The following is a 22,925-nucleotide window of genomic DNA, read 5'->3' as shown; positions in this document are numbered from 1 at the left end:
TATGTTGAAAATTGCTGATACCACTTTTACCTCACGTTTATTTACCGGAACGGGAAAATTTGCCACGCCAGCCTTGATGCTGGACGCATTGCGCGCCTCCGAATCGCAGTTAGTGACCATGGCGATGAAACGGGTGGATCTGAAATCAGGCAATGACGCTATTCTGGCTCCATTGCAACAGCTTGGTATTCGTTTGCTGCCTAATACTTCTGGAGCAAAAACTGCGGAAGAAGCAGTGTTTGCTGCGCGTTTGGCTCGGGAAGCGCTGGGTACGCATTGGATCAAACTGGAAGTACATCCAGACGTAAAATATCTGCTGCCAGATCCAGTAGAAACCCTGAAAGCGGCAGAGATTCTGGTCAAAGATGGCTTTGTGGTCATGCCTTACTGCGGCGCCGATCCGGTACTATGCAAACGTCTGGAAGAAGTTGGCTGTGCCGCCGTGATGCCGCTTGCTTCCCCGATTGGCTCTAATCTGGGGCTGCTAACTCGTGATTTCCTGCGGATTATTATCGAACAAGCCAAAGTACCTGTCGTAGTCGACGCTGGAATTGGCGCACCTAGCCATGCGTTGGAAGCAATGGAATTGGGTGCAGACGCGGTTCTGGTCAATACCGCCATCGCCGTTGCCCAATCGCCAGTGCGAATGGCGCAGGCATTTAAACTGGCCGTCGAAGCTGGAACGCTGGCTCGTCTGGCCGGTTTAGGCCCTCGCCAACAGCAGGCTAGCGCCACCAGCCCGCTGACCGCTTTCCTTAGCCAAAGTGAGGAACGCCATAATGCCTGAAGACTTTCGTCATCGCTGGCAGCAGTTAGATTGGGATGACATTTCACTGCGCATCAACAGTAAAACCGCCCGTGATGTAGAACGGGCGTTAAATAGCAGCAAGCCGGATCGGGAAGATCTGATGGCGTTGATTTCACCGGCGGCGTTAGCTTATCTGGAACCGATGGCACAGAAAGCTCAACAGCTTACTCGCCAACGCTTCGGTAATACCGTTGGTTTTTATGTGCCGCTGTATCTCTCTAATCTGTGCGCCAATGATTGCACCTACTGCGGTTTCTCAATGAGTAACCGGATTAAGCGTAAGACGTTGGATGAAGAGGAAATTATTCGCGAGTGCGAAGCGATTAAAGCCCTGGGATTTGAGCATCTATTGTTGGTTACCGGTGAGCATCAAACCAAAGTGGGAATGGACTATTTCAGGCAGCATTTACCCACCATTCGCGGCCGTTTCAGCTCGCTGATGATGGAGGTGCAACCGCTGGAAGAAGAAGAGTACGCCGAGCTGAAAACCTTGGGTTTGGACGCGGTGATGGTGTATCAGGAAACTTATCACACCGCCACCTACCACCAGCATCATTTACGCGGGCAGAAGCAGGATTTCCATTGGCGACTCGCCACGCCGGATCGTTTGGGTCGCGCGGGGATCGACAAGATCGGTTTGGGCGCACTGATCGGTTTGTCTCATAACTGGCGTACTGATTGCTATATGCTGGCTGAGCATTTGTTTTATCTACAACAAACTTACTGGCAAACCCGCTATTCCATCTCGTTTCCACGTTTGCGTCCATGCGCTGGCGGAATTGAGCCAGCGTCACTGATGAGCGAATCGCAGTTGGTGCAACTGATCTGTGCTTTTCGCCTGTTTGCTCCTGATGTAGAACTGTCACTCTCCACTAGGGAGTCACCGTTCTTTCGCGATCACGTTATTCCGGTGGCGATTAACAGCGTCAGCGCCGGTTCGAAAACCCAGCCGGGCGGTTATGCCGATGACGAACATCCGGAGTTGGAACAGTTTGCACCCCATGATAATCGCTCGCCACAGCAGGTGGCACAGGCTCTCATTCAAACCGGCTTACAACCGGTCTGGAAAGACTGGGATCGCTATTTGGGGCGTTCTCTCTCATCGCTCGGCTCTACACCCATAGATTAAGTGTTGTAAGGGTGTTGAATTAAATTATTGAGCGGGTAAAGCAGCTCCAGTGCTGGCAGCACTGAAGCTGGCTTTAACTCGATTCGAAAAGTCACAGCCACTTAAAAGTTGGCATTAATCACTGTGTCTATAATTTCGCCCTCTTGCGCATCAACACAATCAGACACAATGATCCCCAAATAACTTTTGGTTCTATATTTATATTCAATAGAAAACCACTTATTAATACCATCATAGTCTGTAAATCCGTTAGCTCCGATAAAAGGAGTAACCAGGTATCCACCTATACTTGTGTAATTAATATATATTTCATCATCTCTTTTACTTTTAGCCAACTCGATTAAGTCATTAATGGGCTTTCTTTTATTTATTATTGATAATACGGTATAATCAGAATATTCGTCCTGCACATGCACTTTACAATAACCATTATCGATAACAAAAGTTTTATTATCTTCCCATGGCATGATATTAATTCCCTGCTCTCCGCCTTGATATCGACGTAATAGGATTATTTTTCCTCGAATTTCCTCAATAGAGGGTATTCTGTTCTCGATAAAAAAATAATCAATATATGCAACTAAGTAACTTTTTAATAAAACGTCGTTAAATATTTCGTTGCTACCCTCCTGTTTTATCGAAAGCATAATAAACTCTGTCGGGTTATTTTTTATAAATACCAAGCAACTAGCTAATACATCGCTGAGGTTCTGATTCAGATAGACGTTACTATGATAGAGTGCTAATACATCCTCAACCAGGCGACATCTTATATCCAAGAAACGAATGCCGTTATTCAATTGGATATCTATATCCCATAGTTGGGTCTGAATCTGTCCCGTTGGTGTCATAAAAGGAAAAAAAACCGCTGAGTTATTTGTTCCAGGAATAGATACGTTACTCAGTAACATTGAATTACCTAACTTCCCCATCCAATTCTTTCTATTCATAAATTACATCCTTGTATGAAGCTTGAAGTATGATTGAGCTTATCCAGTCAATTTCGTACGTTTAATCGATGTCAAAATTTGATCTCAAAATGATATTCATCATTGCTGCATTATTGGTATCGACAAAATCAGAGACTATTATTCCTAATTGACATGTTTTACATTTCCTGTATTCATCAGCAAACCATTTATTAAGTCCATGTATAAAAACATTACCCACCGCCCCTAATTTTGGAGTCACAGTCACATCACTTAAACTGGTAAAGTTAATATATAATGCATTCTTTTCCCTAACCCTGGCACGTTTTATTAATTTAGCCACATATTCTCTTTTGTTATCAAAGTTTGAAAAATTATAGCCAGAGTATTTATCTTGAATATATATATTGTAATTTCTATTTTTGATCGTAAAGGTGTCATTATCTTTCCATTGAGTAGCATTAATACCTAAATCACCTCCGTAATAACGCCGAAAAAGAACAATTTTCCCAGCAATCTCCTTAACAGTCGGAATTTTATTTTTTATGAAAAAAAAGTCATTATGATTTTTTATATATCGCTCAGACATGACCTTGTGAAATGGCATGGTACTATCTTTTTCGGTATATTCTTTTTTAACTGAAAGTATAATAAATTCTGTCGGATTATCTGATAAAAACTTAATACAAGTCGCTAATATATCTCCGAAATTTAAACCTAAATAAACGCTTCCATGGTGCAGAGTTAATACATTTTCAATAAGACGACACCTGATATCGAGAAATCTTATACCATGATCTAATTGCTCTCTTATATTCCATCGCTGCGTCTGAACATATCCAAATGAAATAGGATGATGGGTATATGCAGCGGAATCATGAGTTCCAGGAATAGAGAGTTCACTCAGAAACCTTGATTCATCTACCAATCCGATCCAGTTATTAGTAGCACCTATCATAAATTTATATCCTTATATAAGATAAAACTCCTACGATATATAGCAAATACTCTATTACAATTAACATAATTCAGAAAAACATTCTATCGAGAATAAATGTAAGCATGCAGACTTATTATAGAAATAATAAAATTAAAAATAGAATGTATTGAATATTTAAGGTGTATTCAGATACGACGGTATCATGCCTGGCTGAGAAAGTAAGGGGGATGACAAATAGCATCGTGGAAAGAAATGAGGTCAACATCTTGAAAATCGGCGTAAAAAAAATCCGAGAATGAAAACATTCTCGGATTTTACTCAGTATAAGAATCGTTCAACGGATCCTTATACTGATTGGCATTACCCCCGAAGGAGTATTTTTACGTTACTGGCCAACAAAGAGATTAGTCTTTGCTGTTACCGAAACCTGCGTTAAGCAATTCAGCCAGGTTGGCAGTTGCTTCATCCGCGCTAACCTGCGGAACAACAGGGGTTTCGCCCTGAGCTTTACGACGCATGCGATCCTGATGATAAGCGTAACCGGTACCGGCTGGAATCAGACGACCAACGATTACGTTCTCTTTCAGGCCACGCAGTTCATCACGTTTACCGGCAACGGCCGCTTCGGTAAGAACACGCGTAGTTTCCTGGAACGATGCTGCAGAGATGAAGGACTCGGTCGCCAAGGATGCCTTGGTGATACCCAGCAGGTCACGAGTGAACGTGGCCTCGATTTTGCCTTCAGCTGCCAACTTACGGTTAGCGATTTTAACGCGAGACATTTCTGCCTGCTCGCCTTCCAGGAAGTCGGTGCCACCTGCATCAACGATGGTGCCTTTACGCAGCATCTGACGAACGATAACTTCGATGTGTTTATCGTTAATCTTAACGCCTTGCAGACGGTAAACTTCCTGCACTTCGTTGGTGATGTAACGGGTCACGGCGTGAACGCCACGCAGACGCAGAATGTCGTGTGGAGATTCTGGGCCGTCGGAAACCACGTCACCGCGTTCTACAACTTCACCTTCGAACACGTTGAGCTGACGCCACTTAGGAATCATCTCTTCGTATGCATCGCTACCATCCAACGGTGAAATCACCAGACGACGCTTGCCTTTGGTCTCTTTACCGAACGAGATGATCCCGCTGATTTCAGCCAGGATTGCAGGCTCTTTCGGACGACGTGCTTCGAACAAGTCAGCAACACGCGGCAGACCACCGGTAATATCCTTGGTACCGCTGGATTCCTGCGGAATACGCGCCAAAGTATCACCAGCACCGATCTGAATACCGTCTTCCAGCTGAACAATCGCTTTACCTGGCAGGAAGTATTGAGCAGGCATATCAGTACCTGGGATCAATACATCGTCGCCTTTAGCGTCAACGATTTTCAGTGCTGGACGCAGGTCTTTACCGCTACCGGTACGCTCTGCGGAGTCCAGAACGACCAGAGAAGACAAACCGGTCAGTTCGTCGGTCTGGCGGGTAATGGTCTGGCCGTCAATCATATCCGCGAAGCGAATGAAACCGCTCACTTCGGTCACAACTGGCATGATGTGCGGATCCCAGTTGGCAACGGTCTCCCCGCCCTGGACTTCTGCGCCATCGCCTTTGCCCATTACGGCACCGTAAGGCACTTTGTAGCTTTCTTTAGTACGACCGAATTCGTCGATCAGCTTCAGCTCGGTATTACGAGAAGTAATAACCAGCTTACCTGCTGCATTCATAACGAACTTGGCGTTGCTCAGTTTCAGCGTACCTTTGTTCTTAACCTGAATGCTGGATTCTGCTGCCGCACGAGATGCCGCACCACCGATGTGGAACGTACGCATCGTAAGCTGGGTACCCGGCTCACCGATGGACTGTGCTGCAATAACACCCACTGCTTCACCTTTGTTGATGATGTGGCCACGCGCCAGGTCACGACCATAGCAGTTTGCACACACACCGAAATCGGTTTCACAGCTTACAACTGAACGAACTTTAACGCTGTCGACGGAGTTTTCTTCTAACAGATCACACCATTTTTCGTCCAACAGGGTGTTACGCGGAACCAGAATATCAGCCGTACCCGGCTTCAAGACTTCTTCTGCAGTCACACGGCCTAGAACGCGATCGCGCAGTGGCTCTTTAACATCACCACCTTCGATAACCGGAGTCATCACGATACCGTTATGGGTACCACAATCGTCTTCGGTTACAACCAGATCCTGTGCCACGTCAACTAAACGACGGGTCAGGTAACCGGAGTTCGCAGTTTTCAATGCGGTATCCGCCAAACCTTTACGCGCACCGTGGGTTGAGATGAAGTACTGAAGTACGTTCAAACCTTCACGGAAGTTCGCGGTGATTGGCGTTTCAATGATCGAACCATCTGGCTTAGCCATCAGGCCACGCATACCGGCCAGCTGACGAATCTGTGCTGCGGAACCACGCGCACCGGAGTCGGCCATCATAAAGATGCTGTTGAAGGAAACTTGTTGCTCCACTTCACCTTTACTGTTGATGACGTCTTCCACGGACAAGTTGTCCATCATAGCCTTGGCAACACGTTCGTTGGCTGCGGCCCAGATATCGATCACTTTGTTATAACGTTCGCCCGCGGTTACCAGACCAGATTGGAACTGCTCCTGAATCTCGGCAACTTCGGTTTCAGCTTCTTCGATGATCCCAGCTTTCGCTTCAGGGATAACCATGTCATCGATACCTACAGAGGCGCCTGAACGCGCTGCGTAAGCAAAACCGGTGTACATGATCTGGTCAGCAAAGATAACCGTTGGCTTCAAGCCTAGGATGCGGTAACAGGTGTTCAGCATCTTGGAGATAGCTTTTTTGCCCAGCGGCTGGTTAACGATAGAGTAAGGCAGGCCTTTCGGGACAATCATCCACAAAATGGCACGACCGATAGTCGTATCGATGATGCTGGTTTGCGAAACGGTTTCACCTTCCGCAGTACGGATTTCTTCAGAAATACGCACTTTAACTCGGGCGTGCAGAGACGCCAGGCCAGCGCGATAAACACGCTCAGCTTCTTTCGAGCCATTCAGCACCATGCCTTCGCCTTTGGCGTTAACACAGTCACGGGTCATGTAGTACAGACCCAATACAACGTCCTGAGAAGGAACGATGATTGGCTCGCCGTTCGCAGGTGACAGGATGTTGTTGGTAGACATCATCAACGCACGCGCTTCCAGCTGAGCTTCCAGCGTCAAGGGTACGTGAACTGCCATCTGGTCACCATCGAAGTCGGCGTTATAAGCCGCACAAACCAGCGGATGCAGCTGAATTGCTTTACCTTCGATCAGAACCGGTTCAAACGCCTGGATACCCAAACGGTGAAGGGTGGGTGCACGGTTCAGCAGCACTGGGTGTTCGCGGATAACTTCATCCAGAATATCCCAAACAACCGCTTCTTCACGCTCAACCATCTTCTTGGCAGCTTTGATGGTGGTAGCAAGACCACGCAGTTCCAGCTTACCGTAGATGAACGGTTTGAACAGCTCGAGTGCCATTTTCTTCGGCAGACCGCACTGATGCAGACGCAGGTATGGACCTACGGTGATAACCGAACGGCCTGAGTAGTCAACACGTTTACCCAGCAAGTTCTGACGGAAACGACCTTGCTTACCTTTGATCATGTCTGCCAAAGATTTCAACGGACGCTTGTTCGAGCCGGTAATTGCACGACCGCGACGGCCGTTATCCAGCAATGCGTCTACTGCTTCTTGCAGCATACGCTTTTCGTTACGCACGATGATGTCAGGAGCAGCCAGATCCAGCAGGCGTTTCAGACGGTTGTTACGGTTGATCACGCGACGATACAAATCGTTCAGATCGGAAGTCGCAAAGCGACCGCCATCCAAAGGAACCAATGGACGCAGATCTGGCGGCAACACAGGCAGCACGGTCAGGATCATCCACTCTGGCTTGTTGCCAGACTGTACGAACGCTTCCAGCAGCTTGATACGCTTGGTCAGCTTCTTACGCTTGGTCTCAGAATTCGTTTCGTTCAGTTCTTCGCGCAGGATTTCGCATTCGGCTTCCAGATCCATGTTTTTCAACAAGGCCTGGATCGCTTCTGCACCCATTTTCGCGTCAAACTCATCACCAAACTCTTCCAACGCGTCCAGATACTGCTCTTCAGTCAGGATCTGACGACGTTCCAGGTTGGTCATGCCGCCTTCGATAACCACATAGGATTCGAAGTACAGAACACGTTCGATGTCACGCAGTGGCATATCCAGCAACAAACCGATGCGCGAAGGCAAGGATTTCAGGAACCAGATGTGTGCAGTCGGAGAAGCCAGCTCGATGTGACCCATACGCTCACGGCGTACTTTGGTCTGAGTCACTTCAACGCCGCATTTCTCACAGATTACACCGCGGTGTTTCAAACGCTTGTATTTACCACACAAGCATTCGTAATCTTTTACTGGGCCAAAGATACGGGCGCAGAAAAGGCCGTCACGTTCTGGTTTGAACGTACGGTAGTTAATGGTTTCCGGCTTTTTAACTTCGCCGAACGACCAGGAACGGATCATGTCTGGCGAGGCCAGAGCAATTTTGATCGCATCAAACTCTTCGGTCTTAGTTTGCGCTTTCAGAAACTTTAATAAGTCTTTCACGGATTGGCTCCTGTCGGAGTTAGACCTGATAGGCGCCCAAACCTAGGTTTGAGCGCCCCTGTGACCAGTGCGTACCACCAGCAGACTCCCGGCTGTGAGAGCCTGCCGTCTGGAGAAGATTTACTCTTCTTCCAGCTCGATATTGATGCCCAGCGAGCGGATTTCTTTCAACAATACGTTGAAGGATTCCGGCATGCCTGGTTCCATACGGTGATCGCCATCCACGATGTTTTTATACATCTTGGTACGGCCGTTTACATCGTCGGACTTGACGGTAAGCATTTCCTGCAAGGTGTACGCGGCGCCATAAGCTTCCAACGCCCACACTTCCATCTCACCGAAGCGCTGACCACCGAACTGAGCTTTACCACCCAGCGGCTGCTGAGTAACCAAGCTGTAAGAACCGGTAGAACGCGCATGCATTTTGTCATCAACCAAGTGGTTCAGTTTCAGCATGTACATGTAGCCGACAGTAACCTGGCGCTCGAACTGCTCACCGGTACGGCCGTCAAACAAGGTAATCTGACCAGAAGTTGGCAGGCCACCCAGCTTTAACAGTTCCTTGATTTCAGTCTCTTTCGCACCATCGAAGACTGGTGTTGCGATTGGCATACCTTTTTTCAGGTTCTCAGCCAGACGCATAACTTCGTCATCGGTAAAGGTGTTCAAATCAACTTTCTGACAAACGTTGTCGCCCAGATCGTATGCTTTCTGGATGAACTCACGCAGTTTGGCAACGTCTTCCTGCTTCTTCAGCATGGCGTTGATCTTCTCGCCGATACCTTTAGCTGCCATCCCCAAGTGGGTTTCCAGAATCTGACCGATGTTCATACGCGAAGGTACGCCCAGCGGGTTCAGAACGATGTCTACCGGCGTACCGTTTTCATCGTAAGGCATATCTTCGATCGGGTTGATCTTGGAGATAACACCTTTGTTACCGTGACGACCTGCCATCTTGTCACCCGGTTGAATCTGACGTTTAACGGCCAGATACACTTTAACGATTTTCAGCACGCCCGGTGCCAGATCATCGCCTTGGGTGATTTTACGACGCTTGGCATCCATCTTCTTCTCGAATTCGGATTTCATTTCGTCGTACTGCTCAGCCAGCTGTTCCAGCTGGTTTTGCTTGTCTTCGTCGGTCAGGCCCAGTTCCAACCAGCGGTCACGTGGCAGTTTGCTCAGCTTGTCAGCTTCGATACCACCAGAAACCAGCACGGCGTGGATACGTGCAAACAGGCCAGCTTCCAGAATCTGCAATTCTTCAGTCAGGTCTTTCTTAGCCTGCTTCAGCTGCATTTCTTCGATTTCCAACGCGCGCTTGTCTTTTTCTACGCCATCGCGAGTAAAGACTTGCACGTCGATAACCGTACCGGAAACGCCGTTTGGTACACGCAGAGAAGAGTCTTTAACATCAGACGCTTTCTCACCGAAGATCGCACGTAACAGCTTCTCTTCTGGAGTCAGCTGGGTTTCACCTTTAGGTGTTACCTTACCAACCAGAATGTCGCCGCCGGTGACTTCAGCACCGATATACACGATACCGGATTCATCCAGTTTGGAGAGCGCAGCTTCACCCACGTTAGGGATGTCGGCAGTGATCTCTTCAGGCCCCAGCTTGGTGTCACGAGACACACATGCCAATTCCTGAATATGGATAGTGGTGAAGCGATCTTCTTGAACCACACGCTCGGAGACCAAGATGGAGTCTTCGAAGTTGTAACCATTCCAAGGCATGAAGGCTACGCGCATGTTCTGACCCAGCGCCAGCTCACCCAGGTCTGTTGATGGGCCATCTGCCAGCACGTCGCCGCGCTCGATTGGCTCACCCAGATTCACACACGGCATCTGGTTGATACAGGTGTTCTGGTTGGAACGGGTGTACTTAGTCAGGTTATAAATATCAATGCCTGCTTCGCCTGGGTACATCTCGTCTTCGTTAACTTTAATGACGATACGGGATGCATCTACGTACTGAACGGTACCGCCACGTTTGGCTACGGAGGTTACCCCGGAGTCAACCGCTACAGCACGCTCCATACCGGTACCAACCAGCGGCTTATCAGCACGCAGAGTAGGAACCGCCTGACGTTGCATGTTCGCACCCATCAAGGCGCGGTTGGCGTCATCGTGTTCTAGGAATGGAATCAGAGAAGCACCAACGGACACCACCTGCTGAGTGGAAACGTCCATATAGTCAACCTGATCGCGGCTAAACAGGCTGGATTCGCCTTTGCTACGACAAGTGACTAAGTCTTCGATGAAGCGGCCGTCTTCGTCCAGGTTGGAGTTCGCCTGAGCGATAACGAAGTTGCCTTCTTCAATAGCAGACAGATAGTTGATTTCATCAGTCACCACACCGTCACGCACGCGACGATACGGAGTTTCCAGGAAACCATACTCATTGGTCTGTGCGTACACGGACAAGGAGTTGATCAGACCGATGTTTGGACCTTCTGGCGTTTCGATTGGACATACACGACCGTAGTGAGTCGGATGAACGTCTCGAACTTCAAAGCCAGCACGCTCACGGGTCAAACCGCCCGGGCCCAATGCAGAAATACGACGCTTATGCGTGATTTCAGACAACGGGTTGTTCTGGTCCATAAATTGGGACAGCTGGCTGGAACCGAAGAACTCTTTCACCGCCGCCGAAATAGGCTTGGCGTTGATCATGTCCTGAGGCATCAGCGTGTCGAGGTCGCCAAGAGACAAACGCTCTTTAACAGCACGCTCAACGCGAACCAGACCTACACGGAACTGGTTTTCAGCCATTTCACCAACGGAACGAATACGACGGTTGCCTAAGTGGTCGATATCATCCACTTCGCCTTTACCGTTACGGATATCGATGAGCTTCTTCATCACTTCAGTGATGTCTTCTTTGCTCAGGATACCGGAACCTTCGATCTCGTCACGCAGCAGTGAACGGTTGAACTTCATCCGGCCAACCGCAGACAGATCGTAGCGGTCTTCAGAGAAGAACAGGTTCTCAAACAGATTTTCAGCTGCTTCGCGAGTTGGTGGCTCACCAGGACGCATCATGCGATAGATCTCAACCAGAGCGCTTAAGCGATCGCTGGTTGGGTCAACGCGCAGGGTCTCGGAGATATAAGCACCGTGATCCAGGTCATTGGTGAACAGAGTTTCAATGCGTTTGTGACCAGCCTGGCTCAGTTTCGCCAGCAGATCCAGTGACAGCTCCATGTTGGCTGCACAGATCAGTTCGCCAGTGTTCTCATCGATATAGTCTTTAGCGACCACTTTACCGGCAATGTATTCAACCGGAACTTCGATGCGATCCACACCGTCTTTTTCAAGCTGACGGATATGACGAGCGGTAATACGGCGAGCTTTCTCGACATAAACCTTGCCATTAGCTTCGATGTCAAAGGAAGCTGTTTCACCGCGCAGACGCTCTGGAACCAGCTCCATCTGCAGCTTGTTATCACGAATTTCGAACACAACTTTATCAAAGAACAGGTCAAGGATCTGTTCAGTGGTAAAGTTCAATGCACGCAGAATGATGGTCGCAGGTAATTTACGGCGACGGTCAATACGCACAAAGAGGTTATCTTTCGGGTCAAACTCGAAATCTAACCATGAACCGCGATAAGGGATAATACGTGCGTTATACAGCACTTTACCCGATGAATGGGTTTTACCCTTATCACTGTCAAAGAATACGCCAGGACTACGGTGAAGCTGAGATACGATAACCCTCTCAGTACCGTTAATCACAAAGGTACCATTCTCGGTCATGAGTGGAATTTCACCCATGTAGACTTCTTGTTCCTTGATGTCTTTAACCGTACCTTCAGGAGCTTCCCGCTCATAGATAACCAGACGCAGCTTAACGCGCAGCGGTGCTGAATACGTCACGCCACGGATCTGGCACTCTTTGACGTCAAACACTGGCTCACCAAGACGGTAGCTAACGTATTGCAGCTCCGAATTGCCACTGTAGCTCTGGATTGGAAAAACAGAACGGAATGCCGCTTCTAGGCCGTGCTGTCCTTCTGGATCTTGCTCGATAAATTTCTGGAACGAGTCAAGTTGGATAGAAAGGAGATAAGGTATGTCCAAAACTTGTGGACGTTTACCAAAATCCTTACGAATACGTTTTTTCTCGGTATAGGAGTAAACCATAGGGTTCCTCAGCTCGCTGATCAGTGACCCACTCTGTCCGTCCTAAAGGACAGTTCATTCAACACTATTTTCTCGATCGGAAAGTCGAAACACTTTCCGTAATACCTCGTTCTATCACTCTTAAACCATTTCATCGCGTTACCTTGACTACCGAGCTACCCGAGTGGGTCGTAGCTGAGAACGCAGTATATTAAGTCGTCGATAGAAAGAAATATTGGGGTTAGTCAGTATCTAAACAGTGTGAAACTCCACTGACGCCCTACAGCGCAAAAAGGCTGGTGACTAAAAGTCACCAGCCATCAGCCTATAACTTAGGCTGCACAGTTGAAATTAAATTTATTTAATTTCAACTTCTGCACCAGCTTCTTCCAGTGCTTTTTTCAGTGCTTCAGCGTCGTCTTTGCTCACGCCTTCTTTCAGAGCAGCTGGCGCTGACTCAGTCAGATCTTTAGCTTCTTTCAAGCCCAGGCCAGTTGCGCCACGTACAGCTTTGATTACCGCAACTTTGTTAGCGCCGATTGCTTTCAAGATAACGTCGAATTCAGTTTTCTCTTCTACAACTTCAGCAGCAGCAGCAGGACCTGCAGCAACAGCAGCAGCTGAAACGCCGAATTTCTCTTCCATAGCGGAGATCAGTTCAACGATTTCCATTACAGACAGAGCTGCAACGCCTTCCAGAATTTGGTCTTTAGTGATAGTTGACATAACAAGTGTTCCTAAAATACAGAAATAGTTTATACGTTAAAAAGCAGTGTCGGAAAAAACAGAGGGCGATTAAGCCGCTTCAGCTTCTTTCTGATCACGCAGCGCAGCCAAAGTGCGAACCAATTTGCCAGCAGCGGCTTCTTTCATGGTTCCCATCAGACGTGCGATTGCTTCTTCGTAGGTCGGCAGAGTTGCCAGGCGGTCGATTTGAGCCGCAGGGATTAACTCGCCTTCAAAGGCTGCTGCTTTAACCTCGAATTTTGCATTCGCTTTCGCGAAATCTTTGAACAAACGAGCAGCTGCGCCCGGGTGTTCACTAGAAAATGCAATCAAGGTTGGACCAACAAACGTGTCTTTCAGGCACTCGAATGGAGTACCTTCAACTGCGCGTGACAGCAAGGTGTTACGAACAACTTGCATGTGAACGCCAGCTTCACGACCTGCTTTACGCAGTTCAGTCATTTTATCAACGGTTACGCCACGGGAATCCGCAACAACCGCAGACAGCGCACCTTTGGCTACTTCTTTAACTTCAGCAACAATCGCTTGTTTGCCTTGAAGATTTAGTGCCATTAGTTCTTGCTCCTGGATTAACCGGAGAATAATTCCCCGGAACTCACATCACCCAATTACGACAACAATGTCATTAACGGGCGTTGAAACACGGTGAGCAGAATCCAGCAAAGACAATTCTTTAATTAAAAAGAAAAAATTTCTTTAGGCTCTGTCACCGTCTACGCAGGAAATTAAGTCCTTTGCAGAACACCTGCGGTCTTGGACGGAGGCTTGGATAGGCCAAGCTCCAACCGAAAAATTCTGTTGTTCACATGGTACGGTTAAACCGTAGTCAATAGAACCATGGGCGTAAGATTCTAGACAAACCTAACGCCCACGTAAAGCGATAAAAGCAAATAGTGATTAGTTCACTACTGCAGTCAGGCCGCTTTGATCAATAGCAACGCCGGCGCCCATGGTGGTGGACAGGCTGATTTTCTTGATGTAAACGCCTTTCGCTGTAGCAGGCTTAGCCTTCTTCAGCGCAACTACCAGGGATTCCAAGTTTTCTTTCAGCTTGTCAGCGTCAAAGTCAACTTTACCGATGGTAGTGTGGATAATACCGTTTTTGTCGTTGCGATAACGAACCTGACCTGCTTTAGCATTCTTAACTGCTTCAGCAACGTTAGGAGTAACGGTACCCACTTTCGGGTTTGGCATCAGGCCACGTGGGCCCAAGATTTGGCCCAATTGACCAACAACGCGCATTGCATCTGGAGATGCGATTACGACGTCGAAGTTCATTTCGCCTTTCTTGATTTGATCAGCCAGGTCGTCCATACCTACCAGCTCAGCACCAGCTTCTTTTGCTGCTTCGGCGTTGGCGCCTTGAGCAAATACAGCGACGCGAACAGAACGGCCGGTACCGTGTGGCAATACAGTTGCGCCACGGACGTTTTGATCAGATTTACGAGCGTCGATACCGAGGTTAACGGCAACGTCAACGCTTTCTACGAATTTAGCAGTAGCCAGCTCTTTCAGCAGGGCAACAGCTTCGTTGATATCGTATTGCTTAGTCACATCAACTTTGTCACGGATCACGCGCATGCGCTTGGTCAGCTTAGCCATTTATTAACCCTCCACTACCAGGCCCATGGAACGAGCAGTACCTTCGATAGAACGCATCATAGCGTCTACGTCAGCACCAGTCATATCCGCAGCTTTGGTTTCTGCGATTTCACGGACCTGAGCAACGGTCACTTTACCTACTTTGTCTTTGTTCGGCTTGCCGGAACCAGACTTAATACCTGCCGCTTTTTTCAGCAGAACTGCTGCTGGCGGGGTTTTAGTAACGAAAGTGAAAGAGCGATCAGAATAAACAGTAATAACAACAGGGATCGGCAGGCCTTTCTCAATGCTTTCAGTTTTAGCATTGAACGCTTTACAGAATTCCATGATGTTAACACCCTGCTGACCCAGTGCTGGGCCAACCGGAGGACTTGGGTTCGCCATACCAGCTGCTACTTGCAGCTTGACATAGGCTTGTACTTTCTTAGCCATTTACGATTTCCTCGATTTGGGTAGTATCGCCTCGTTGTGAGGCTCCCCGTGTTTTGCCTCGCAAAGTCGGAAGACTGAGCCAGACATCTAAAAACAAAAGGCGCGAAATTATAGTGTAATTTCACGCCTGATACAAGACTCAAAGTTCAACCGGTGGTGAAAATTGAATCAGCCTTTCTCGACCTGGCTGAAGTCCAGCTCGACCGGTGTTGCACGGCCAAAGATGGAAACAGACACTTTCAAGCGGCTCTTTTCGTAGTCCACTTCTTCAACAACGCCGTTGAAGTCTGCGAACGGACCATCGCTAACGCGGACCAGTTCACCTGGTTCGAACAGTGTTTTAGGACGTGGTTTATCACCCACTTGTTGAAGACGATTCATGATCGCATCAACTTCTTTATCACTGATCGGCGCAGGGCGATCGGAAGTACCACCGATAAAGCCCATCACACGCGGTACGCTACGCACTAAGTGCCAGCTTGCGTCATTCATGACCATCTGGACCAGAACGTAGCCAGGGAAGAACTTGCGTTCACTCTTACGACGCAGGCCGCCACGAATTTCCACGACTTCTTCCGTCGGAACCATGACTTCGCCGAATAGCTCTTCCATGCCCTGTAATTTGATATGCTCACGCAGCGATTGAGCTACGCGGCCTTCAAAACCGGAAAACGCCTGAACGACGTACCAACGCTTTTTTGGTGCTTCAGACATCTTAGAACCTCAGGCCAGTAATAAACGATACTAAGCGAACCAGGATACCATCCAGTCCCCACAAAATCAGTGACATCACGGCAGTAACCGCGGCAACGATTAACGTGGTGTGTAGCGTTTCCTGGCGAGTAGGCCAAATCACTTTACGCACTTCCGTGCGTGCTTCGCGAGCAAACGCTACTGTGGCTTTGCCTTTAACCGTCATCAGCGCAACAGCACCGGCAACAGCGATAATTACAACAACTGCCAGCGCGCGCAGTGGAAGACTGAAATCTCGGTAATAATAATTGCCAACAATTGCCGCAACCAATAAGACGGCAACAACTAGCCATTTAACCGCTTCCAGGCCGCGCCCGCTCCCTTGAGCCTCGGTATTCGCACTCATAAACCAACCTGTCACTATGATTCAGAACAAACAACTTTGCCTCGCGTAGCGAAGCAAACCAAACCGAAAGATGCTCTAGATTTCCGGCACCATTCAGCACTATCCGCCGTACTGACAGAGCCCATCTCACCAATAATTATGAGTCTAAAACCACTGATGAGATAGGTTCTGGTGTCACAACGTAGAAAAAGGGCATCAAATGATGCCCTTTTACCGCATGTCGCGTCAAATCTTATTCAATAACTTTAGCGACAACGCCAGCACCTACAGTACGACCACCTTCACGGATTGCGAAACGCAGGCCGTCGTCCATAGCGATTGGCGCAATCAGGTTTACAATCATTTGAATGTTATCACCTGGCATTACCATTTCCACGCCTTCTGGCAGTTCAATGGTACCGGTCACGTCAGTAGTACGGAAGTAGAACTGAGGACGGTAACCTTTGAAGAATGGCGTATGACGCCCACCTTCATCTTTGCTCAGAATATAAACTTCTGATTCAAACTTGGTGTGTGGCTTGATAGAACCTGGCTTAGCCAGAACCTGCCCACGCTGTACGTCATCACGTTTAGTACCACGCAGCAGAACGCCAACGTTTTCACCGGCACGGCCTTCGTCCAGCAGCTTGCGGAACATTTCAACGCCGGTGCACGTGGTTTTGATGGTATCGATGATACCAACGATCTCAACTTCTTCACCCACTCTGACGATACCGCGCTCAACACGACCGGTAACAACGGTACCACGGCCAGAAATAGAGAACACATCTTCAATTGGCAGCAGGAACGGCTTATCAATTGCACGCTCAGGCTGTGGAATGTAGCTGTCCAGTGCTTCAGCCAGTTCAATAATTTTGGCTTCCCACTCTGGTTCGCCTTCCAACGCTCTCAGCGCGGAACCACGAATAACCGGAGTGTCATCGCCTGGGAAATCGTATTGAGACAGAAGCTCACGCACTTCCATCTCAACCAATTCCAGCAATTCTTCATCATCAACCATGTCACATTTGTTCAGGAAGACGAGAATGTAAGGAACGCCCACCTGACGACCCAGCAGGATGTGCTCGCGAGTTTGTGGCATTGGGCCATCGGTCGCAGCAACAACCAGAATCGCACCGTCCATCTGAGCAGCACCGGTGATCATGTTTTTCACATAGTCAGCATGGCCTGGGCAATCAACGTGCGCATAATGGCGAGACGGGGTGTCATATTCAACGTGCGAAGTATTGATGGTGATGCCACGCGCCTTTTCTTCTGGCGCGTTATCGATCTGGTCAAACGCACGGGCATTACCACCGTAAGTTTTGGCCAGTACGCTGGTGATTGCAGCAGTCAGGGTAGTTTTACCGTGGTCAACGTGGCCGATAGTACCCACGTTTACGTGCGGTTTTGTACGTTCAAACTTTTCTTTAGACATCGATTGTCCCTCTAAGACACGGAATCGGTGGTTTCACCACATCAACCAAGCAAAATGCTTGCTGAATCCATAGCGCAGAAAGAAGATCAAGGGAGCGAGAGAAAGAAGAAGTGGTGCTGATAGGCAGATTCGAACTGCCGACCTCACCCTTACCAAGGGTGCGCTCTACCAACTGAGCTATATCAGCACATCTTGGAGCGGGCAGCGGGAATCGAACCCGCATCATCAGCTTGGAAGGCTGAGGTAATAGCCATTATACGATGCCCGCATCCTGGAACTCGGCTACCTGACTTATCTGCAGAATCTAAAAGGAAGGGCGTGGCCTCTTCACTCTTGGAAGGTTTTCACCTTCCCTTTACTTGCCAGGCAGGTTTTCATTTTCCTGAATCACCTTGGCACATAAAGTTGAATATGGTGGTGGAATAAGGATTATTCATCACTTCGTTCCTCACCCTTCGGGCCGCCGCTTTGCGTTGTTGTCTTGCTTCGCTCGGCTCGAACTTTGCCGAAGGTTTTCACCTTCCCCTCAAGCGCTTATCTCGATTCATTACTTCGAATCACCCAAGGCTCAAGGTTAAATATGGTGGTGGGGGAAGGATTCGAACCTTCGAAGTCGATGACGGCAGATTTACAGTCTGCTCCCTTTGGCCGCTCGGGAACCCCACCTAATTGTAAGTACTTGAATGGTGCCGGCACCAAGAGTCGAACTCGGGACCTACTGATTACAAGTCAGTTGCTCTACCAACTGAGCTATGCCGGCATCAAGTGCAGCGCATTCTAGGTAGACCAGACTTGCGATGCAACAAAAAAATCGCTTAATTCGCTCTATCGCTCATAAAATAAACAGATTTGCGCGCTGTGACGTATTATCCAGCAATGTACGTTCAAATATTATTCGTAACGGCTTAACTTGTCACCCTTGAATTGCCGATTTTAAAAACAGATCACAACGGACCATTCGCACCAATTTGTGTCACGCAGCCTCATTCAAGTGCATACAAAGTATCAGATTAAAATAAATACCCATAAGCCGCGGTAAGTTCGCATTGGCGTAATTCTTGCTTTCTCAGCATCAATACATTGGTTTTTTCTGTTTATCGTCCAATGCTTACTTACCAATGAGGTATACCCAATGAAAATCGTTTTGTTAAACGCAGCGACTCTACCTATTTATCGCAATGAATTGGCGCTTCTATTGATTGATGCGGTCACCCATGGCGCATCTATTGGTTATAGCTCTCAACATTTACCAGCTGAAGAAGCAGAACAGTATTTTCATAGCTTGCGTCCTGCCATTGCCACCAGAGAGTTAATGCTGTGGATTGCCCGTGATGAATCAGGCGTTATTGGCACTGTCCAACTAAGTTTATGCCAGAAGGACAACGGTCTTAATCGAGCAGAAGTGCAGAAGCTTTTGGTACACAGTCGCTGCCGGCGAGTGGGCATTGGACAAAAATTGATGCATGAGGTTGAAGAAACGGCATACCAACTTCACCGCGGTTTGCTTTATCTAGATACGCAAACAGGTTCATCTGCTGAATCATTTTATAAAGCGCAGGGATACCGTTGCATAGGTGAAATCCCTGACTATGCCTGTACACCAAGCGGTAGCTACCACCCAACGTCGATTTATTACAAGCGGCTATTTGCGGCAAATCAGTCATATAGTTCAATTGTCGGCTAAATTGCGCATCCCAGTGGGGTGAAAAATATCCACGGTGCCATAAACAGTCTTAATTGATCGGAATACCAACATACGTCAAAGAAATCGCTCGCCACGAACAAAAAACTCTACGCCAAAAACCAAGCTGCCTATAATATGCAGCTTGTTTCTTATCTGGAGTTGGCGTCCAGCGCCTTTCCCAACCTGCGTTTACAGGCAGAATTTGGCTTATGACAAAAAGAGAGCAATCTTTAGCGACGCCTTACCTACAGTTCGATCGCACACAGTGGGCGGCCCTACGCGACTCAGTGCCTTTGACGCTGACAGAAGAAGAAATCGTTAATCTTAAAGGGATAAACGAAGACCTCTCATTGGAAGAAGTGGCACAGATCTACCTACCCTTGTCCCGTCTCCTCAATTTCTATATCAGTTCTAATTTGCGTCGTCAGGCGGTATTAGAGCAGTTTTTAGGAACCGATGGGCAACGTATTCCTTATATTATTGGTATCGCAGGTAGCGTTGCCGTCGGCAAAAGCACAACGGCGCGTCTGTTGCAGGCATTGCTAAGCCGTTGGCCAGAGCATCGCAGCGTTGAACTGATCACCACTGATGGTTTCCTTCACCCAAATAAAGTATTAAATGAACGCGGGTTAATGAAGAAGAAAGGTTTCCCGCAATCTTATGATATGCATAATTTGGTGAAATTCGTTTCCGAGGTTAAGTCTGGAGCCAGCGAGGTTACAGCTCCCGTCTATTCTCATCTGATTTATGATGTTGTCCCTGATGGAAATAAAACTATTAAGCAACCTGACATTCTTATTTTAGAAGGTCTGAATGTGTTGCAGAGCGGCATGGATTATCCACACGATCCTCATCATGTATTTGTTTCTGACTTCGTCGATTTCTCAATATATGTCGATGCGCCAGAGGAATTACTGCAAAACTGGTATATAAACCGTTTTCTTAAATTCCGACAAGGTGCATTCTCTAACCCTAATTCTTATTTCCATAACTATGCACAGTTGCCTGAAACCGAGGCTATCAAGATTGCCACTCAGCTTTGGAAAGAGATTAACGGACTGAATTTAAAGCAAAATATACTACCAACGCGTGAGCGCGCCAGTTTAATAATGACTAAAAGCGCTAACCACGCAGTAGAAAGCGTCCGGTTGAGAAAATAAATTTAATAGGGAGGCTAAGTCTCCCTATTTATTATGGATTAACTCCGCGAAGAGATATTTCTCCACCGATGTAAGGCTTCACATCACCGTCTTGTTCCAGCAATAAACCGCCTTGCTGATCTATTCCTCTGGCAATGCCGAATATCTCTTGGTTACCGATAATCAATTTAACTGGCCGGTCTAAATAATTATCCAACTCTCGCCAACGAGAAATAAATGCCCCTAAACCTTCATTTTCGAACTTAATAACCGCGCGACGTAATTCACTCAATAACTCAGCGGTGAGTTTATTGCGATCGATAGAAACGCCGGCCTCTTGTAAATTAATCCAATCCTGGCTAATAACGTTATTCGATGATTCTCGCATCGATAAATTAATTCCGGCGCCAATAACTAACTGGGCAGCGTCCCCGGTTTTTCCTGTTAACTCAACCAATATACCGGCTAATTTTTTATCGTTTAAGTATAAGTCGTTGGGCCATTTGACCTTCACATCCGCCGCACCTAGCTTTCTCAATACTTCGGCCATCACAATGCCGACTACCAGACTTAACCCCATTGCGGCAGCGGGTCCCTGCTCTAGGCGCCAAAACATGGAGAGATAAAGGTTAGCCCCAAATGGTGAAACCCAATGACGCCCACGTCGCCCTCTTCCGGCCTGCTGATATTCGGCCACACAGGCATCGCCTGACTGGAGTTCATTAATTCGATCAAGAAGATATTGGTTTGTCGAATCAACGACCGGCAAAACACTGACTTTCCCTTCGGGTAAATAAGTGGCTATCGCATCTGCATTCAGCAACTGAATAGGTTCAGGCAGGCTGTAACCTTTCCCCGGAACGGTAAATACATCCAAGCCCCATTCGCGAATGGTCTGAACATGTTTATTAATTGCGGCGCGGCTCATGCCCAGAGTTTCCCCCAGTTGCTCACCCGAATGGAATGCGCCATCAGCTAACATGCCAATCAGTCTTAAAGGAACGGTAGTATCTTTCACGACAAGCTCTCCACGGCATTAACTTCGCCCGAAGCCGCAATAAAACGCACTTCAGGTTCGAGCCAAACGGCAAATTTAAGCGCAACCTGTTGGCGTACATGGCTGGCGAGATCGACGATATCCTGGCTTGATGCATCATCCAGGTTAATAAGAACCAGAGCTTGCTGCTGATGCACCGCAGCGCCGCCAATTCGGTGTCCTTTCAATGAACATTGGTCAATCAACCAACCGGCAGCAAGTTTTACCGAGTTATCAGCCTGAGGATAATGTGGAGCAGTAGGATAGGTTCGGAGTATTTCCGCGGCCTTTTCTGCGCTGACTATAGGATTTTTGAAGAAACTACCTGCATTACCCGTCACATTAGGATCTGGCAGTTTACTCCGCCGCATTGCGCATACCGAGTCAAAAATCTCACGAGCAGTGACCGTCGACGGATTTAAACGAGTTAAATCACCGTAACCTAGGGTAGGCTTCCAGTCCTTATTCAGCTTGATGCCGACAGCAACAATGGCAAAGCCTTCACCATAGCGATGCTTGAAAATGCTATCTCTATAGCCAAAAGCACAGTCTTCAGCCAAAAGGCGTCGAACTTCGCCAGTATTCAAATCGAGCAAATCGACGTATTCACAGACTTTTTGTAGCTCGACACCGTAAGCACCAATATTTTGAATCGGTGCGGAGCCAACGCATCCCGGAATTAACGCCAGATTTTCTAACCCTGCCATTTGCTGCTGTAATGAATAGCACACAAGTTGATGCCAGTTTTCACCCGCGCCAACGTGCAGATACCATGCGGTATCATCTTCTCTACACTGAATGCCCTTAATCCTATTTAACAGTACCGTACCGGAGAAGTCTTCAATAAACAGTACGTTACTTCCTTTCCCTAATAGCAACACTGGCTGATTTGACGCTTTAGCTTCATTCCAGGCAGCAGTTAGCGCAGAAACAGACTCTACGCTCACCACCTGGGTTGCATATGCGGAAAGAGCAAAGGTATTAAGGTTTTTCAGGGGCGCGGCAGGGGTCAACATAGCTTGTAATACTCACTCTAACTAAACTGTATCTAGTCTAACCGATCGGAATACTCAGGTTGTAACTTGTTTACATCAGAGGGTGAAAAATATATTTATTTAATTAATAGCCTAATAGATAGAGCTGAAAAATGGATGCTTTTCGCCCAATTTGAGTTCTGCGATCTGGTAGCTTTGCTGATTTTACATCCGAA

Annotated in this window: 17 protein-coding genes, 4 tRNA genes and 1 other RNA gene; 4 read left to right on the top strand and 18 right to left on the bottom strand. The window is 47.7% G+C overall.

Annotated elements, in window-relative coordinates; all coding sequences use genetic code 11:
- The first annotated feature begins 1 nt into the window (after window position 1).
- Together ACQ4OC_RS18665 and thiH are read left to right on the top strand one after the other, a co-directional pair.
- Entirely contained in the window at window positions 2-787 is a 786-nt protein-coding gene (locus ACQ4OC_RS18665) for a thiazole synthase (protein WP_064514242.1), read from the top strand.
- Window positions 780-1,937, top strand: coding sequence for a 2-iminoacetate synthase ThiH (thiH, locus tag ACQ4OC_RS18660; protein WP_064514244.1), 1,158 nt, complete (start codon window positions 780-782; stop codon window positions 1,935-1,937). The genes ACQ4OC_RS18665 and thiH overlap by 8 nt, the downstream gene beginning before the upstream one ends.
- Before the next feature lie 101 nt (window positions 1,938-2,038).
- On the opposite strand, the gene ACQ4OC_RS18655 is transcribed toward thiH, so the two are convergent.
- The 16 genes from ACQ4OC_RS18655 to ACQ4OC_RS18580 all read right to left on the bottom strand — a co-directional run bounded on the left by ACQ4OC_RS18655 (window position 2,039) and on the right by ACQ4OC_RS18580 (window position 18,616).
- Window positions 2,039-2,887, bottom strand: coding sequence for a phosphatidylinositol-specific phospholipase C (locus ACQ4OC_RS18655; protein ID WP_064514246.1), 849 nt, complete (start codon window positions 2,885-2,887; stop codon window positions 2,039-2,041).
- 61 nt (window positions 2,888-2,948) lie between these two features.
- Window positions 2,949-3,824 carry a phosphatidylinositol-specific phospholipase C gene (locus ACQ4OC_RS18650; RefSeq protein WP_064514248.1) on the bottom strand — a complete coding sequence of 292 codons (876 nt, stop codon included), beginning with the start codon at window positions 3,822-3,824 and terminating at the stop codon, window positions 2,949-2,951.
- 386 nt (window positions 3,825-4,210) lie between these two features.
- Window positions 4,211-8,431: a DNA-directed RNA polymerase subunit beta' gene (rpoC, locus tag ACQ4OC_RS18645; protein WP_064514250.1), complete on the bottom strand. Its 4,221-nt coding sequence runs from the start codon at window positions 8,429-8,431 to the stop codon at window positions 4,211-4,213.
- A 120-nt stretch (window positions 8,432-8,551) separates the two neighbouring features.
- Window positions 8,552-12,580 (bottom strand): DNA-directed RNA polymerase subunit beta, encoded by a 4,029-nt coding sequence (gene rpoB / locus ACQ4OC_RS18640; RefSeq protein WP_064514252.1) that lies wholly within the window; start codon window positions 12,578-12,580, stop codon window positions 8,552-8,554.
- Between the two features lie 336 nt (window positions 12,581-12,916).
- Window positions 12,917-13,285, bottom strand: a complete 369-nt coding sequence (rplL, locus tag ACQ4OC_RS18635) for a 50S ribosomal protein L7/L12 (protein ID WP_064514254.1) — start codon at window positions 13,283-13,285, stop codon at window positions 12,917-12,919.
- A 69-nt stretch (window positions 13,286-13,354) separates the two neighbouring features.
- Entirely contained in the window at window positions 13,355-13,858 is a 504-nt protein-coding gene (gene rplJ / locus ACQ4OC_RS18630; protein WP_049602154.1) for a 50S ribosomal protein L10, read from the bottom strand.
- Between the two features lie 345 nt (window positions 13,859-14,203).
- Window positions 14,204-14,908 carry a 50S ribosomal protein L1 gene (gene rplA / locus ACQ4OC_RS18625; RefSeq protein WP_049602152.1) on the bottom strand — a complete coding sequence of 235 codons (705 nt, stop codon included), beginning with the start codon at window positions 14,906-14,908 and terminating at the stop codon, window positions 14,204-14,206.
- 3 nt (window positions 14,909-14,911) lie between these two features.
- On the bottom strand, window positions 14,912-15,340 hold the full coding sequence (gene rplK, locus ACQ4OC_RS18620) for a 50S ribosomal protein L11 (protein WP_004722257.1): 429 nt from the start codon (window positions 15,338-15,340) through the stop codon (window positions 14,912-14,914).
- Window positions 15,341-15,508: 168 nt separating this feature from the next.
- Window positions 15,509-16,054 (bottom strand): transcription termination/antitermination protein NusG, encoded by a 546-nt coding sequence (gene nusG, locus ACQ4OC_RS18615; protein ID WP_064514256.1) that lies wholly within the window; start codon window positions 16,052-16,054, stop codon window positions 15,509-15,511.
- Between the two features lies 1 nt (window position 16,055).
- Entirely contained in the window at window positions 16,056-16,439 is a 384-nt protein-coding gene (secE, locus tag ACQ4OC_RS18610; RefSeq protein WP_049602148.1) for a preprotein translocase subunit SecE, read from the bottom strand.
- 232 nt (window positions 16,440-16,671) lie between these two features.
- Window positions 16,672-17,856, bottom strand: coding sequence for an elongation factor Tu (gene tuf / locus ACQ4OC_RS18605; RefSeq protein WP_064514258.1), 1,185 nt, complete (start codon window positions 17,854-17,856; stop codon window positions 16,672-16,674).
- 111 nt (window positions 17,857-17,967) lie between these two features.
- Window positions 17,968-18,043, bottom strand: a tRNA-Thr gene (locus ACQ4OC_RS18600).
- Between the two features lie 6 nt (window positions 18,044-18,049).
- Window positions 18,050-18,124 (bottom strand) — tRNA-Gly (locus ACQ4OC_RS18595).
- 144 nt (window positions 18,125-18,268) lie between these two features.
- Window positions 18,269-18,395, bottom strand: a non-coding RNA gene (locus ACQ4OC_RS18590) — RtT sRNA.
- Between the two features lie 42 nt (window positions 18,396-18,437).
- A tRNA-Tyr gene (locus ACQ4OC_RS18585) sits at window positions 18,438-18,522 on the bottom strand.
- Window positions 18,523-18,540: 18 nt separating this feature from the next.
- Window positions 18,541-18,616 (bottom strand) — tRNA-Thr (locus tag ACQ4OC_RS18580).
- Window positions 18,617-18,988: 372 nt separating this feature from the next.
- Between ACQ4OC_RS18580 and ACQ4OC_RS18575 the strand changes: the two genes are divergently transcribed.
- Together ACQ4OC_RS18575 and coaA are read left to right on the top strand one after the other, a co-directional pair.
- Window positions 18,989-19,540, top strand: a complete 552-nt coding sequence (locus ACQ4OC_RS18575) for a GNAT family N-acetyltransferase (protein WP_120806956.1) — start codon at window positions 18,989-18,991, stop codon at window positions 19,538-19,540.
- Window positions 19,541-19,749: 209 nt separating this feature from the next.
- A complete protein-coding gene (gene coaA / locus ACQ4OC_RS18570) occupies window positions 19,750-20,700 on the top strand; it encodes a type I pantothenate kinase (RefSeq protein ID WP_064514260.1) in 951 nt (316 codons plus the stop codon).
- A 31-nt stretch (window positions 20,701-20,731) separates the two neighbouring features.
- On the opposite strand, the gene birA is transcribed toward coaA, so the two are convergent.
- Both birA and murB read right to left on the bottom strand, forming a co-directional pair.
- Window positions 20,732-21,697, bottom strand: coding sequence for a bifunctional biotin--[acetyl-CoA-carboxylase] ligase/biotin operon repressor BirA (gene birA / locus ACQ4OC_RS18565; RefSeq protein ID WP_064514262.1), 966 nt, complete (start codon window positions 21,695-21,697; stop codon window positions 20,732-20,734).
- On the bottom strand, window positions 21,694-22,731 hold the full coding sequence (gene murB, locus ACQ4OC_RS18560; protein WP_064514264.1) for a UDP-N-acetylmuramate dehydrogenase: 1,038 nt from the start codon (window positions 22,729-22,731) through the stop codon (window positions 21,694-21,696). The genes birA and murB overlap by 4 nt, the downstream gene beginning before the upstream one ends.
- Window positions 22,732-22,925 lie beyond the last annotated feature (194 nt).

Origin of the sequence: Yersinia sp. J1 (assembly GCF_050586585.1) — a bacterium.
GTDB classification, from domain to species: Bacteria; Pseudomonadota; Gammaproteobacteria; order Enterobacterales; family Enterobacteriaceae; genus Yersinia; species Yersinia entomophaga.
The sequence above is the reverse complement of the archived record's forward strand: the minus strand, read 5'-3'. Positions and strand labels throughout refer to the sequence as shown.